Origin of the sequence: Fructilactobacillus sanfranciscensis DSM 20451, from assembly GCF_001436035.1 — a bacterium.
GTDB lineage: Bacteria > Bacillota > Bacilli > Lactobacillales > Lactobacillaceae > Fructilactobacillus > Fructilactobacillus sanfranciscensis.
This window is the reverse complement of record NZ_AYYM01000002.1, coordinates 23,914-39,582: the sequence shown is the minus strand read 5'-3', so window position 1 is coordinate 39,582 and position 15,669 is coordinate 23,914. Positions and strand designations below refer to the sequence as shown.

The 15,669-nt window shown below is 31.5% G+C and carries 17 protein-coding genes; 16 read left to right on the top strand and 1 reads right to left on the bottom strand.

Going from position 1 to position 15,669, the window contains the following annotated elements; all coding sequences use genetic code 11:
* Positions 1–36: 36 nt before the first annotated feature.
* A complete protein-coding gene (gene rpmB / locus FD36_RS00990) occupies positions 37–222 on the bottom strand; it encodes a 50S ribosomal protein L28 (protein ID WP_014081953.1) in 186 nt (61 codons plus the stop codon).
* A 200-nt stretch (positions 223–422) separates the two neighbouring features.
* Between rpmB and FD36_RS00985 the strand changes: the two genes are divergently transcribed.
* The 16 genes from FD36_RS00985 to trmD all read left to right on the top strand — a co-directional run bounded on the left by FD36_RS00985 (position 423) and on the right by trmD (position 15,612).
* Positions 423–785, top strand: a complete 363-nt coding sequence (locus tag FD36_RS00985; protein ID WP_014081954.1) for an Asp23/Gls24 family envelope stress response protein — start codon at positions 423–425, stop codon at positions 783–785.
* 32 nt (positions 786–817) lie between these two features.
* A complete protein-coding gene (locus FD36_RS00980) occupies positions 818–2,515 on the top strand; it encodes a DAK2 domain-containing protein (RefSeq protein ID WP_056957588.1) in 1,698 nt (565 codons plus the stop codon).
* A 62-nt stretch (positions 2,516–2,577) separates the two neighbouring features.
* A complete protein-coding gene (recG, locus tag FD36_RS00975; protein WP_056957587.1) occupies positions 2,578–4,608 on the top strand; it encodes an ATP-dependent DNA helicase RecG in 2,031 nt (676 codons plus the stop codon).
* An 18-nt stretch (positions 4,609–4,626) separates the two neighbouring features.
* A complete protein-coding gene (plsX, locus tag FD36_RS00970; RefSeq protein WP_041818081.1) occupies positions 4,627–5,640 on the top strand; it encodes a phosphate acyltransferase PlsX in 1,014 nt (337 codons plus the stop codon).
* Between the two features lie 84 nt (positions 5,641–5,724).
* On the top strand, positions 5,725–6,435 hold the full coding sequence (gene rnc / locus FD36_RS00965) for a ribonuclease III (protein WP_056957586.1): 711 nt from the start codon (positions 5,725–5,727) through the stop codon (positions 6,433–6,435).
* 18 nt (positions 6,436–6,453) lie between these two features.
* On the top strand, positions 6,454–9,984 hold the full coding sequence (gene smc / locus FD36_RS00960; RefSeq protein ID WP_056957585.1) for a chromosome segregation protein SMC: 3,531 nt from the start codon (positions 6,454–6,456) through the stop codon (positions 9,982–9,984).
* Between the two features lie 2 nt (positions 9,985–9,986).
* Positions 9,987–11,168: a signal recognition particle-docking protein FtsY gene (gene ftsY, locus FD36_RS00955; RefSeq protein ID WP_056957584.1), complete on the top strand. Its 1,182-nt coding sequence runs from the start codon at positions 9,987–9,989 to the stop codon at positions 11,166–11,168.
* A gap of 2 nt (positions 11,169–11,170) precedes the next feature.
* Positions 11,171–11,530 (top strand): putative DNA-binding protein, encoded by a 360-nt coding sequence (locus FD36_RS00950; protein ID WP_014081961.1) that lies wholly within the window; start codon positions 11,171–11,173, stop codon positions 11,528–11,530.
* 11 nt (positions 11,531–11,541) lie between these two features.
* Complete coding sequence (ffh, locus tag FD36_RS00945; RefSeq protein WP_014081962.1) at positions 11,542–12,981, top strand: signal recognition particle protein; 1,440 nt, start codon at positions 11,542–11,544, stop codon at positions 12,979–12,981.
* Positions 12,982–13,065: 84 nt separating this feature from the next.
* Positions 13,066–13,344 carry a 30S ribosomal protein S16 gene (rpsP, locus tag FD36_RS00940; RefSeq protein ID WP_014081963.1) on the top strand — a complete coding sequence of 93 codons (279 nt, stop codon included), beginning with the start codon at positions 13,066–13,068 and terminating at the stop codon, positions 13,342–13,344.
* Between the two features lie 8 nt (positions 13,345–13,352).
* Entirely contained in the window at positions 13,353–13,598 is a 246-nt protein-coding gene (locus tag FD36_RS00935; protein ID WP_014081964.1) for a KH domain-containing protein, read from the top strand.
* Positions 13,599–13,661: 63 nt separating this feature from the next.
* Complete coding sequence (locus tag FD36_RS00930) at positions 13,662–13,856, top strand: ribosome maturation factor RimM (protein ID WP_338029779.1); 195 nt, start codon at positions 13,662–13,664, stop codon at positions 13,854–13,856.
* Positions 13,857–13,884: 28 nt separating this feature from the next.
* Positions 13,885–14,079, top strand: a complete 195-nt coding sequence (locus FD36_RS00925; protein WP_338029779.1) for a ribosome maturation factor RimM — start codon at positions 13,885–13,887, stop codon at positions 14,077–14,079.
* Positions 14,080–14,107: 28 nt separating this feature from the next.
* The gene (locus FD36_RS00920; RefSeq protein WP_338029779.1) at positions 14,108–14,302 is read left to right on the top strand and encodes a ribosome maturation factor RimM; all 195 of its coding nucleotides are present in this window, start codon (positions 14,108–14,110) and stop codon (positions 14,300–14,302) included.
* 28 nt (positions 14,303–14,330) lie between these two features.
* Positions 14,331–14,846, top strand: a complete 516-nt coding sequence (gene rimM / locus FD36_RS00915; protein ID WP_014081965.1) for a ribosome maturation factor RimM — start codon at positions 14,331–14,333, stop codon at positions 14,844–14,846.
* Between the two features lies 1 nt (position 14,847).
* The gene (gene trmD, locus FD36_RS00910) at positions 14,848–15,612 is read left to right on the top strand and encodes a tRNA (guanosine(37)-N1)-methyltransferase TrmD (protein WP_056957583.1); all 765 of its coding nucleotides are present in this window, start codon (positions 14,848–14,850) and stop codon (positions 15,610–15,612) included.
* Positions 15,613–15,669 lie beyond the last annotated feature (57 nt).

The window sequence follows — 15,669 nt, the reverse complement described above, 5'->3', positions numbered from 1 at the left end:
TTTTTTGTTTTAATTAATTAATTAAACGTATAGATATTATACACGCTTGAATTTACCAGATTTTAATGTTCTAGCACTCAACCAAACGCGTTTTGGTTTACCATCTACTAAAATACGAACCTTTTGAAGGTTTGGCTTCCAACTTCTTCTTGAAGAGTTTAAAGCGTGTGAACGACGATTACCAAAGTGGGTTCTTTTTCCTGTTAATGCATCTTTAGCCATGAAAATATCCCTCCTTTTATTTTAAATTAGAGCGTATTAAACTACATGTCTAAATTTAGCATATTTGGACTTTAATTGCAATCTTTCTTTCAAGTATTTGTACTTGACACCCTAATAATAATAAATGATTTTGGTTTTAATTATCAATATGTTAAGATAGGGTATCGAGATTAACTTGTAAATAAGGAGATGCTTACACGATGGCTGTTAAGATGAATACTCAATACGGCTCCATCAACATTGATAATGATGTTATTGCAACCGTTGTTGGTGGTGCAGCAACTGATAACTATGGTGTTGTCGGTATGGCAAGTAAAAATCAAATAAAAGACAACATGAACGAAATTTTACGTAGAGATGCATATTCACGTGGAGTTGTTGTTCGTCAAGTACAAGACAAGATTGAAGTAGATGTCAATATCATCGTGAGCTACGGAACAAAGATTTCTGAAGTATCACGTACTGTACAAGACAAAGTTAAATATAATTTAGAAACAATGCTTGGGGTTACTGCTGATGCAGTAAATGTAATTGTCCAAGGTGTAAAAGTAATTAACGATTAATTAGTTTGAATTAAAAGGGAGATTGGATAATAGTGCCAGTAACTAAGATTACGACTAAAGAGTTCGACCAAATGGTTCAAGCTGCATCGGTCGTGCTAAAAAATAATGCAGAATTTATTAATTCTTTAAATGTTTTCCCGGTTCCCGATGGCGATACCGGTACAAATATGAGTCTTTCAATGGAAAGTGGAGCTAAATATGTTAGTAAATCTACTGATAACACAGTTGGTGGAAAAGCTTCAGCTTTAGCTAAGGGTCTTTTGATGGGAGCCCGTGGAAACTCTGGGGTTATTTTATCTCAAATTTTCCGTGGATTTTCAAAAGACGTTGAAGGAAAGACCACTTTAAATGCGCATGAACTTGCTAATGCTGTTACTGCGGGAGCTAAGACTGCTTATAAATCAGTTATGAAACCTACTGAAGGAACGATTCTGACAGTAGTAAGATATGCAGCTAATGCTGGTCATCATGCTGCAGAAGAAACTGATGATTGTGCCCGAGTAATGGATGCAATTAAAAATGGTGCCCAAGAGGCTCTGGCTAAGACGCCTGAATTACTTCCAGTACTTAAACAAGTAGGAGTAGTTGATTCTGGTGGACAAGGTCTTACATTTGTGTTTGAAGCTTTTGCTGACATTTTAAATGACCGGGAAGCTTCAACTGATGTTCATGAAAAATTCAATGTTAAAGCAAATCAAATGGATCAAATGGTCAATGAAGACCATCATGAAAGTGCTCAAGGACAATTAAATCCTGAAGACATTATCTATGGATATTGTACTCAAATGACAGTTAGATTTGGTAAAGGTAAAGAAGTTGAGAAAAAATTTGACTATGATACCTTTTATAACTACTTAGCTCCACTTGGTGACTCATTGCTGGTTATAAATGATGATGAAGTTGCTAAAGTTCACATTCATACTGAGCATCCAGGTAAAGTATTAACTTGGGGACAAAAATTTGGTGATTTAATTAACATCAAGATTGATAACATGCGTAGTCAGCAAGAAGAAATCATGGAAAATGATGAAGAAATTGAACATCAACCAATAACTGATAAAAAAGAAAGTCCAAAAGAGATAGCTGTAATCTCTGTGGTAGCTGGTAAAGGTCTTGAAGAATTATTTAAAAGCCTTGGGGTAACTAACATTATTAGTGGTGGTCAAACCATGAATCCAAGTACTGAAGATATTGTTAATGCGGTTAACAATTCAAATGCAAAAAAAGCAATTGTTTTACCAAACAATAAGAATATTTTTTTGGCTGCTGAACAAGCTGAAAGTTTAACTGATATACCAATGAAAGTTATTCATACTAAAACCATTCAACAAGGTTTAACGGCGATGTTTTCTTTTAATCCAGCCGCTTCAATTGAAGAAAATCAGAATGAAATGGATGATTCACTAGATTCAGTTAAAAGTGGTCAAGTTACAGCTGCAGTTCGTGATACAAAGATTAATGGTCTTGATATTAAAAAAGGCAGTTACATGGGAATTGTTGATGGTAAAATTGAAATTATTGAAGATACTTTAAATGATGCAACAATTTCAATGTTGACAAAAATGTTAGATGAAGACAGTGAAAATGTAACCATTATTTTTGGTGAGGGTGCAACTCAATCAGATGCAGATCAAATTGAGGCAAAAGCAATCGAAATTGATCCTGAACTTGAAGTTGAAATCCATGAAGGAGATCAACCAGTATATCCATTACTTATCTCTGTTGAATAAAAACATCAAAAACTGCCAATCATTTATGATTGGCAGTTTTTTCTTCTATAAGGAGGAAACCTATGAAGAATCTTAATGATTCGGTTTCAACTTTAAATGGTGTAGGCCCTAAAAAACAAGAGGCTTTATTTGATTTGGATATTCATACTATTTTTGATTTATTAACGTATTTTCCTTTTCGGTATGAAGATTTTGTACCAAAAGAAATTCAAGAGATTGTTGATCAGCAAACAGTAACTTTAAAAGGCGAAATTGCTGCTGAACCTACTATTAGTTTCTATGGTCGTCGAAAAAGTCGTTTAACAGTTCGTTTATTAATAGATCATGATGTTATTCCGGTTACCTTTTTTAATCAAGCATGGCTTAAAAAACAATTACAAATTGGTCAGAAAGTTTTAGTTCATGGTAAATTTAATGCTGTTTCAAAATCGATGACTGGAATCAAATTAATGAAATCAAATAGCAAAAATAATTTTAGTGCTATTTATTCTGTTAATAACAAGATAACTCAAAAAGCATTACAGCAAATCATTCAACAGGCTTTTACAGAATATTATGATGTAATTGACGATTTTGTCCCTAAATGGATTATTGATAAGTTTCGTCTCGAATCTTTTAAAAAGGTTATTCATGACCTACATTTTCCGAAAAACCATGATGATGTTAAAGCAGCATTAAGAACGGCTAAGTTTAATGAATTTTTTTTATTTCAAATGCAACTACAGACCATTAAGACTAATCACCAGAAAAATAAAGATGCCCGAATTATGGCTGATAAATTAACCTTAATGCCCTTTATTGAGAAATTACCGTATCATCTAACGGGGGCACAAGATTGTGTAGTTAATGAAATTTTAGCTGATTTACATAGACCTTATGTTATGAATCGATTGTTGCAAGGAGACGTTGGAAGTGGAAAGACAGTCGTTGCTGCAATTGCCATTTTATCTACAATTCTCTCGGGAAAACAGGCGGTAATGTTAGCTCCAACTGAGATTTTGGCTGAACAACATGCTAATGGATTGGCTAAACTATTTGCTGGGACAAATGTTAATATTGCATTATTAACTGGAGCTACACCTGCTTCTGCTAGGAAACAAATGCTTCCTAGAATTAAAAATGGAGAAATTAATTTAATTATTGGAACACATGCTTTATTTCAAGATAAAGTTAAATATAACGATTTAGGTTTAGCAGTAATTGATGAACAACATCGTTTTGGTGTCAATCAAAGACGAAAAATGCGTGAAAAAGGCAAAGCAACAAATGTTTTATCGATGACTGCTACACCAATTCCTAGGACTTTATCGATTACTGCATATGGAGAAATGGATGTGTCTGTTATAGATGAGTTACCAGGTGGACGAAAACCAATTAAAACAACCTGGATTAAAAATTCACAAATTAAAACCATGCTTAACTTTTTACAAAAACATCTTAAAAATAACGAACAAGCATATGTAATTGTTCCCTTGATTGAAGAATCAGAAGTAATGGATATGAGAAACGTAACAGAGACTTTTGAAAAATTCCAACAATATTTTGGAAATAAATACAAAGTAGGTCTTTTACATGGTAAATTAAATGAAAACGAAAAAAATACGGTAATGCAGGATTTTAAAGATAACAAAACGCAAATTCTAGTATCTACAACAGTTGTTGAAGTTGGAGTAGATGTTTCAAATGCAAGTGTAATGGTAATTTTTGATGCAGATCATTTTGGCCTGGCTCAACTTCATCAATTACGTGGAAGAGTTGGACGCGGATCACAGCAATCTTATTGCGTTTTGATTGCTGATCCAAAAACTGAAATTGGAATTAAAAGAATGAATGTTATGAGCTCATCGACAGATGGTTTCTTTATTTCACAAAAAGATTTAGAATTAAGAGGACCGGGCGATTTGCTGGGAAAGCAGCAATCAGGGCTTCCTTCTTTTCAAGTTGGAGATCCAATTGCAGATTTAAATATTCTTAGTGCTGCTCAAGATGTAGCTAAACAGGTTACAGATAACGAAAACTGGAAAGATCTTGATGAAAATCAAGAATTATTAAAAAATTTAACCACTTTAAATGAGAACACATCTTTTGATTGAAGGAGTAAGATAGATATGATTAAACTTGCAGTAGACGCCATGGGTGGAGATTATGCACCACAATCAGTAGTTGAAGGGGTTAAACTAGCTCGTAATAGTCGAGACGATATCGAGTTTTTATTATTTGGTGATGAAAAACAAATCAAACCGCTTTTAAAAGACGAAAAGAACATTAAAATCATTCATGCTGACGAAGTAATTACTATGGAAGATGAACCAGTTCGAGCAGTTAAACGTAAAAAAAATTCAAGTCTGGTTTTAGCTGCTAAAGCTGTCAAAGACGGAAAAGCAGATGCCTTAGTTTCCATTGGAAATACAGGGGCATTATTAGTTGCATCCTTGTTAATTATTGGTAGAATCAAAGGAATAGATCGTCCTGGTTTTACGGCGACAATGCCTGTTATGAATAACGATAAAGGATTTACCATGGTTGATGCAGGGGCTAATGCCGATGCAAAAGTTACCAACATTGAACAATACGCTTTATTAGGAAAATATTACTCAGAACTAGTTGGACATGTTAATAATCCTCGAATTGGATTAATTAATAACGGAACCGAAGCTGATAAGGGTGACATGATTCATCGTAAAATGCACGATGCACTTCAATCAATGAACGCAAATGGTGAAATTAATTTTATCGGGAACATCGAGTCTCGTGAATTGTTAAATGGAGTTGCCGATGTTGTTGTTACAGATGGTTTTACTGGAAATGCAGTTCTTAAGGCGATTGAAGGTACTGCAATGTCTGGATTAGGTTTGTTAAAGGAATCAATTAAAAATGGTGGGTTTAAAGCTAAATTAGGTGCTTTCTTGATGAAAGATAGTCTTAAAAAGATGGCTAAAAAAATGGATTACAAACGTTATGGTGGTGCAGTTTTATTAGGGATTAAAGATCCAGTAGTAAAGGGCCATGGTAATAGTGATGCTAAAACAGTTAAAAATTGTTTATTTAACGCCGCTGAAATTGTAAAATCTGGTTATGTAGAATCAGCAAAAAATCATTTTACAAAAGTTGCTGAAACAAAATAACAAATCAATAAAGCTCTGTCTAATATTAGATAGAGTTTTTCGTTTAATGATATACTTAGATTAGGAATTACGGAGGAGTATACTGTGCAAAAAGAATTTGATAATAAATTAGCAGATAAATATAACATAAAATTTAATAATGAAGAACTATTAGATGAGGCTTTCACACAAGCTTCATATGTAAATGAGCATCCAGATCAAGATTTAAAATTCTATGAAAGATTAGAATTTTTAGGTGATGCTGTCTATCAACTTGTAGTGTCTGACTACATCTTTAAACGTTATCCTGAAATGCCACAAGGTCGATTGACAAAATTAAGAGCTGCAATGGTTAATCGTCATAGTTTTAGTCGGTTCGCTCGTGAATGTCACTTTGATAAATACATTCGTTTAGGTAAGGGTGAGGAAAAAGCTGGAGCTAGAAAACGTGATTCACTTCTTTGTGATATTTTTGAATCATTTATTGGGGCAGTATATCTTGATCAAGGAATTGAAACAGTTAAACATTTTTGTAATTTAGTCATTTTCCCTAAACTTGATGAAGGTTGGTTCGATGAATTCTTTGATCACAAAACTGAATTGCAAGAAGCTATTCAAATAAACGGTCCAGTTAAAATTGAGTATAAGCTATTAGATGAAAATGGTCCTGATAATGATCGACAGTTTAAAGTTGCTGTATTTGTTGATGATCAGGAGCTTGGAGTAGGGGAAGGTCATTCAAAGAAAAACGCAGAACAACTAGCTTCTAAAATGGCTCTAGACAAATTAGGAATTAAAGATCAAAAATTGCAATAATAAAGTGAGGAATCTGTTTTGAAATTAAAATCAATCCAAATAGCAGGTTTTAAATCATTTGCTAATAAAACTAACATTGATTTTCAAAACGGTTTTACTGGAATTGTTGGTCCAAATGGTAGTGGAAAAAGTAATGTTATTGAAGCCGTACGTTGGGCATTAGGAGAACAATCAGCTAAAAGTCTTCGTGGTAAAAAAATGAAAGATGTTATTTTTTCTGGTTCAAAAGATCAACACCCTTTGAATCGTGCAGAAGTTAGTTTAATTTTTGATAATACATCGCATTTCTTAGAATCAGATTATAGTGAAGTAAAAGTGACAAGAAAATACTATCGAAGTGGCGAAAGTATTTATTCAATTAATGATCATGAATGTTTGCTACGGGATATACATAATCTATTTATGGACACAGGTCTAGGAGAAGGTTCATTGTCAATTATTTCTCAAGGGAATGTTGATGATATTTTAGATGATGACGTCCAAAAAAGACGAACAATTATCGAAACGGCCGCGGGAGTTTATCATTATAAAAAGCAAAAGAATGAATCAGAAAAAAAATTAGAAGATACGCAATTAAATTTAGACAGAATTTCTGATATTATTAGGGAAATTGAAAAACAAATGAACCCTTTGAAAGAGCAAAGCGAAATCGCTTCGCTCTATTTGTCTAAAAATAAATATTTGAATGAATTAAAGTTTAATAAATTCGAATTTGTTTTAAAAAATAATTCTGAAGAAAAAAGTAAAATTCAAAACAAATTAAAAGAAGTTCAAATTGAACATGGTCAATTGATTAAGGAAATTGATAATTTGAACTTAAATAAAGAAAAACTAAGTCAAAAAATTAATCAATTAGATATTGATAAAGAAAATTTGCAAAGTGAATTATTAGAAAAGAATAAATTACTTGAAAATTTGAGTAGTGAAAAAAAACTTAATGAACAAAGAAAAAAATTTGATTTGCAAAAGCAAAATGATTTACAGCAACAATTAGATGATTTAATTTCTAATAAAAATAAATTGGCTGGTCAATTAGCTAAGGAGTCCGATAACCAAGAATCATTAAAAAAACAACTTACTAATCTTGAAAATAAATTAAAAACTTTAAAAATCGAACAATTAGAAAAAGATGTTTTATTTACAGAAAAAGAAATTAATAAGGGTCGATCCAAATATGTCGAATTAATGCAAAAAATTTCAGATACTCGTAATGACTTGCGTATGAATGAAAAACTAAGTCAACAAGCTGATAGTAACTCAAAATTGCTATTTCAAGAATTAAGACAAAAAAAGGATCAATTAAATTCAATCAATGAATCGATTAATAACATTATTTCTAAACTTAAACTTTTAAAAGAAAATGAGGTTGAAGCTTCAAAGAAACTCGAAAAATACGAATCACTAATAAAAAATGATGAAAATCGAGTTGAAACGATGCGTGCTAATTGGTTAGATGCTCTTAGAATTTTTCAAGAAGCAAAGACTGAACGAGATGGATTAGCTTCTTTACTTGAAAATCATAACAATTTGTATCATGGAACTCGTAATTTATTAAAACAAAAAGAACATTTGTCTGGAATTATTGGCGCGGTCGGAGATTATTTAAATGTCAATAATCAATATATTAAGGCAATTGAAACTGCTCTTGGTGCGGCTATTCAACAGATAATTGTAGAAAATGTTAGCGACGCACGTAAAGCAATTGCATATTTAAATAAAAATAAACTTGGGCGTGTAACCCTTTTACCAGTTAATGGGATTACTGATCGTTTTGTATCAGATACGATTCTGCAAAAAGTTCGTCAAATTGATGGTTTTATCGGGATTGCATCTGATTTAGTCCAGATTGATGATAAATATAAGCAAGTAAAACAACATTTGCTTGGTGGAATAATTATTGCTGATTCTTTAAAATCAGCAACTCAGATTAGTAATATTTGTAATCACAGAGTAAAAGTAGTTTCATTAGATGGAGATGTTGTTAATGCTGGTGGATCAATTACTGGGGGGAAAAACCAACGTCAAAATGATGGTCTTTTAACGCAAAAAAATAATTTAATTAACTTAAAAAATCAAGTTCAACGTATGCAAGAAAAGTTGAATTCGGGTGAACAAAACCTAAAAGAAATTCAATTTAAACTAAAAGATGATCAAGAAAAAAAACGAATGGTTTATCAAGATTCCAGTGAAATAAGTTCAAAACTAATGTTAGAAAAAAACAATTTAAGCTTGCAAGAAAATGAAAAAAATAAAATAGAACGAGAAATAAAGGCATTAAATTTAAAACTAGGCAATCGTAGGGATAATGAATTTGAACAGCCAGAAGACTTAAAACAACAAATTACAAAATTACAGGAACAAATTGATGATAACCAATCCCGCAATAAGTCTTTGACTTCTAATTTAGAACTTTTAAAACATGATTATAATGTTGAACTTAATTCTAAGAATGATTTACAACAACAAATTGGAATTGTAAAAGAAAGACTTAGCAACGTTAATCAAATTTGTTCAAATATAAAACAGCAGATTGACAAAAATGAAATTAATCAAACTAATTCCAAAAATTTAATTAAAAAAATTAAACAAAAGTTAGCAGAAATTAGTAAAGTTAATCATTTCGATACTCATGATATTCAAATCCAAATTAATGAAACTGAGAATAATTTTAATCAAACTAAAGAAATTCTAGATACAAAAAGAACTGAACTACAACAATTAGATGCTAAAATTGGACAAGAACAAAATCATTTAATTGAGAATAATGAATATCTTAATCAGTTTAAATCACAATTAACTGTGGTTGATCATAATTTAAGTCGAATTAAGACCAAATTTGATGAACTAAATAATAGTAATCAAATTTACAAAAAATTAGATTTAAATTTAAATCAATTAAATAATGAGATTCAAAATATCCAATTACAAATTTCTGAATTGGGACCAGTTAATCTTGGATCAATTGAAGCTTATCAGGAAATTAAAGAACGCCATGAATTTATGCAGCATCAAATGAACGATTTGCTTGAAGCGAAGAATCAATTATTAACAATCATGGACAAAATGGATGAAACCGTTAAAGTTCGATTTGAACAAGCATATAACAAAATTTCTGCATCTTTTAGTCAAGTGTTTAGAAATATTTTTGGTGGTGGAGAAGCTAAACTTGAATTAAGTGAACCGCATCATTTGCTTACAACGGGAATCGACATTCTAGTTAAGCCTCCTGGAAAACGCTACCGTAATATTACTTTACTATCTGGGGGTGAAAAGGCGTTAACGGCATTAGCTTTATTATTCGCAATTATTGAAGTTAAGCCAGTTCCATTTGTTATTTTAGATGAAGCAGAGTCAGCACTTGATCCAGCAAATGTAGATCGTTTTGCAAAGTACATCAAAAATCTAAAAAATGAAACTCAATTTATTGTTGTTACGCATAGAAAAGAAACTATGATTTATGCAGATGATTTATTCGGAATTACCATGCAAGATTCTGGGGTTTCAAAACTAGTATCTGTTGATTTGATTAACCATAAAGATAGGAGATAGTAATGGGATTATTTGATATTTTTAAACATAAAAACCAATCTACATCAAATGAAGAAAACAAAGTGGATGAACAAAAAACATTAACTGAAAATGAAGAAAATAATGAAGAATTACCAGAATCGGGCAAAAAAGAAACTGCTGATTCTGAAATTAAACCCAGTGATTTTAATCAACCTGAAAAAGAAAATGATTATGTAACACCTATCGTTGAAAATAACGAAAAAATAGATGAAATAGAATCTCAAAAAAATGAAAATCAAGCAAGCTATGAAGAAGGATTGGAAAAAACTAGATTTTCTTTTGGAGAAAAGTTAAAGCATCTTTTGGCAAATTTTAGAAACGTTGATGAAGATTTTTTTGATGATTTAGAAGATACCCTTATCGAATCTGATGTTGGTGTACAAACAGCAACTCAAATTAGTGATCAATTAAAGGAAGCTGTTAAACTAGATAATGTAAAAGGTCATAAAGAAGTTCAAAATTTTGTAATTCAAAAATTAGTAGAAATTTATGATTCTCCTTCTAATGATGAAAATAAATTAAAAGAAAATCCTGATGGTCCTACAGTTATCTTATTTATCGGAGTAAATGGTGCAGGAAAAACTACTACAATTGGAAAAATGGCTCATAAATACCAAAAACAAGGCAAAAAAGTCCTTTTAGCTGCTGCTGATACATTCCGTGCCGGAGCAATCCAACAATTAGATGAATGGGCTAAACGTGATCATGTTGATATTGTCAAGAAATCAGAAGGTAGCGATCCTGCTTCAGTTGTTTATGATGCTGTGGAAAAAGCTAAGTCAGATGATTATGATATTTTATTTATTGATACGGCTGGACGTTTGCAAAACAAAGTCAATTTAATGAAAGAATTAGCCAAAATGAATAAAATTATCACTAATAAAATTCCTGGAGCCCCACAAGAAGTTTTGTTGGTAATTGATGCAACGATTGGTCAAAACGCAATGAGTCAGGCTAAAACTTTCAAAGAAGTAGCTGACATTTCCGGAATTGTTTTAACAAAGCTTGATGGTACTGCTAAAGGTGGTATCGTAATTGCCATTAAAAATGAAATTGGAATTCCTGTTAAGTATGTAGGTTTAGGTGAGTCAGTGGATGATTTGCAAACATTTGATCCAGAAAAATTTGTCTATGGTTTGTTTAAGGGATTAGTTGAGGAATAAATATGGATAAAAATTTTGATCTTAAACTAGTTCGTGACAATTATATTAATGCTTTATTTGACTTTTATGGTTGTTTATTAACTACAAAACAAGCCGATTATATTTCGCAATATTATGCAGATGATTTATCATTAGGTGAGATTTCAGAGAATTTTAATGTTAGCAGACAAGCAGTTTACGACAATATTAAAAGAACTGAAAAAACATTAGAAAACTATGAATCAAAAATGGGCTTATATGAAAAATTTATTAAACGAAATAAAGTTGTTGACGAATTAGAAGCTTTGATTAAAGTTTCTTATTCTAAAGACTCAGCACTAAATAGTTTAATTGATAAATTAGAAGAAATTGAAGAAGAATAGAGGTTTTAAATATGGCTTTTGAAGGATTAAGTAGTAAACTGCAAGAGGCTTTCAGAAAACTACGTGGTAAAGGACAAATTACCGAAGCTGATTTGCGATCTACTATGCGTGAAATTCGGCTTGCATTACTTGATGCCGATGTTAATTTCACCGTAGTTCGTGACTTTGTAAAAAAAGTACAAGCTAAAGCTAAAGGTGAAAATGTCTTAGAAGGTTTAAACCCAGGACAACAAATCATTAAAATTGTTGATGATGAATTAACTGAAATGATGGGTGGAGAAACAACTACCTTAAAAAAATCAAATAAAATCCCAACAATTATTATGATGGCTGGGCTCCAAGGTGCTGGTAAAACAACAACAGTTGGTAAATTAGCTAAAATGTTAAAGGAAGATGACAATGCTCGTCCTTTAATGATTGCGGCCGACGTTTATCGTCCAGCTGCAATTGAACAACTTCAACAAATTGGTAAACAAATTGATGTTCCTGTCTTTGAAGAAGGAACTGAAGTTAACCCAGTTAAAATTGTTGAAGATGGTTTAAAAGTTGCAAAAGAAAATCATAATGATTACGTATTTATTGATACTGCTGGTCGATTACAAATTGACGAAAAATTAATGAATGAACTAAAAGAAATCAAAGAAGTTGCTAAACCAACTGACATTCTTTTAGTTGTTGATGCTATGACTGGGCAAAATGCTGTTAATATGGCTGAAGGATTCAACGAAGCTTTAGATATTACTGGAGTAGTTTTAACTAAATTAGATGGAGATACACGTGGTGGTGCAGCTTTATCAATTAAAGCTGTAACTGGTAAACCAATTCTTTTCACTGGTCAAGGTGAAAAGATGGATAATTTAGATGTTTTCCATCCAGATCGTATGGCTTCCAGAATTTTAGGAATGGGCGATGTCTTATCATTAGTCGAAAAGACCAAAAAAAACATTGATGAAAAAAAATCAATGGAACTTGCCGAAAAAATGAAAGAAAATACATTTAATTTTGATGATTTTCTTGATCAACTTCAACAAATTCAAAATATGGGACCATTAAAAAATTTGATGGCTATGATTCCTGGGATGGCTAATAATCCTGCCTTACAAAACGTAGATATGGATCCAAAAGATTTAGATCGAATTAAAGCAATTATTTATTCAATGACTAATGAAGAACGTGAAAACCCAGATGTTCTAAATCCATCACGACGTCGCCGAATTGCAAAGGGTTCAGCTCAACCAATTCAAAGTGTTAATCGTTTGATTAAGCAATTCAATCAAATGAAGAAGATGATGAATCAAATTTCTAATGGTAATATGTCTGGAATGGAAAATATGATGCAACAAACAGGAATGGGTAAAGGGATGAATAAGTTATCTAGTCTTGCTATGAAACGTATGAGTCGAAAAATTAAAAAAAATAAACGCAAAAAAAATAAGAAAAAAAGAAAGTAATTAGGTGTAAAGAAAAAACTCTTTACATCTATAAAATTTATTGTTAAACTATATATTGTTAAGAAATCAATAGGAGGTGTAGTTATGTCTGTTAAAATCCGTTTGAAACGTATGGGTTCAAAGAAAAACCCATTTTACCGTATTGTAGTTGCTGATTCACGTAGTCCTCGTGATGGTCGTTATATTGAAAATGTTGGTACTTATAACCCACTTGTTCAAGTTGACCAAGTAACTCTTAAAGAAGAAAATGTTCTTGATTGGTTGAAGAAGGGTGCTAAACCATCTGATACTGTTAAAAACATTTTATCTGATGCTGGTATCATGAAGAAACTTCATGATATTAAGTTAGCCGATAAAAAATAAATTTAATTATGATTAATTTTGATAATTTAATAAAAAAAATCATTAAACCATTAGTTAAGTTCCCAGATGATGTCAAAATCAATCATCAAGAGACTTCTGAATTTCACGAATACATCTTATCAACTAATCCAAAAGATGTTGGACGAGTGATTGGTAAACGTGGCAGAGTTGCGCAAACAATTCGCACTATTATTTATAGTGTACATGTTACTGACAATAAAAGGGTTAAACTTATTATTGATGGTGGTAAATAAAAGAAACCCTTATATAAAACTTTGTTTTTATGTAAGGGTTTCTTTTTTAATTAGAGGTGAATAATGGAATACTTTGATGTAGGAAAAATCGTGAATACACAGGGATTAAAAGGCGAATTACGAGTTCAACCGATTACTGATTTTCCTGATCAACGTTTTAAAAAAGGAGAAAAAGTTACCGCTTTTTTAAAGGATGGAAAAACTGTTGAATTAGAAGTTGACGGAAAACGTAAACACAAAAACTTTGTTCTTATGTAAGGGTTTCTTTTTTAATTAGAGGTGAATAATGGAATACTTTGATGTAGGAAAAATCGTGAATACACAGGGATTAAAAGGCGAATTACGAGTTCAACCGATTACTGATTTTCCTGATCAACGTTTTAAAAAAGGAGAAAAAGTTACCGCTTTTTTAAAGGATGGAAAAACTGTTGAATTAGAAGTTGACGGAAAACGTAAACACAAAAACTTTGTTCTTATGTAAGGGTTTCTTTTTTAATTAGAGGTGAATAATGGAATACTTTGATGTAGGAAAAATCGTGAATACACAGGGATTAAAAGGCGAATTACGAGTTCAACCGATTACTGATTTTCCTGATCAACGTTTTAAAAAAGGAGAAAAAGTTACCGCTTTTTTAAAGGATGGAAAAACTGTTGAATTAGAAGTTGACGGAAAACGTAAACACAAAAACTTTGTTCTTATGTAAGGGTTTCTTTTTTAATTAGAGGTGAATAATGGAATACTTTGATGTAGGAAAAATCGTGAATACACAGGGATTAAAAGGCGAATTACGAGTTCAACCGATTACTGATTTTCCTGATCAACGTTTTAAAAAAGGAGAAAAAGTTACCGCTTTTTTAAAGGATGGAAAAACTGTTGAATTAGAAGTTGACGGAAAACGTAAACACAAAAACTTTGTTCTTATACATTTTAAGGGTTTAGACTCAATTAATGATGTTACATTCTTGAAACCATCAATATTAAAAATTACTAGGGAACAACAAGAAAATTTAGAATTAGATCCTGATACTTATTTTTATCACGAAATTATTGGTTTAGATGTTTTTAAAGAAAATGGCGAGTTAGTTGGAACAGTAAAAGATATTATGGAATTAGGTCCAAATGATGTATGGGTTGTTAAGCGTAATAATCAGCCTGATTTATTGTTGCCAAAAATTGATGATGTTATTAAAAATGTTGATTTAAAAAATCATAAAATAATTGTTGATGTATTAGAAGGGCTTGAGTAATATGAAAGTTGATATTTTAAGTTTATTTCCTCGTATTTTGGAGGGACCTTTGAGTGATTCAATAATTGGTAAGGCAATTGATCGTGGCTTATTAGACGTTTCAATTACAAACTTCAGAGATTATTCTACTGATAAACATCATAATGTTGATGATACAATTTATGGTGGTGGAGCGGGAATGTTACTTCAGCCTCAGCCAATTGTCGATGCATTTCAACAAACTCAAAAAATTGCTAAAAAAAATGGAATTCCTAAGGGACGAGTTATTTTAACTGACCCAGCTGGTAAACAGTTTAATCAACACATAGCAGAAGAATTAGCTAAAGAAGAACATCTTACTTTTATTTGTGGTCATTATGAAGGTTTTGATGAAAGAATTAAATCAATTGTGACTGATGAATATTCAATAGGCAATTTTGTTTTAACTGGTGGTGAATTACCAGCTTTAGTAATGATTGATGCAGTTTCACGTTTAATTCCTGGTGTTTTAGGTAACGCGCAATCTGCTCCTGGAGATTCTTTCTCTGATGGATTATTGGAATACCCACAATACACACGTCCAGCCGATTTTAGGGGGCAAAAGGTTCCTAAGATACTCTTAAGTGGAGATCATCAAAAAATAGCTGATTGGCGTTTAAAAGAGTCTTTACGAAAAACATATCTTAAGCGACCAGAAATGATTGATCATAGCAAATTATCTAAAGATGCTAAACGGTTACTAGCTGAAGTGCGAATTGAGGAAGAAAAAAATAATAATTTGATTTAGAATTATTATATGTTATAATAATATTTGGTATTTATACCAAAAAAATCAACAGTATTC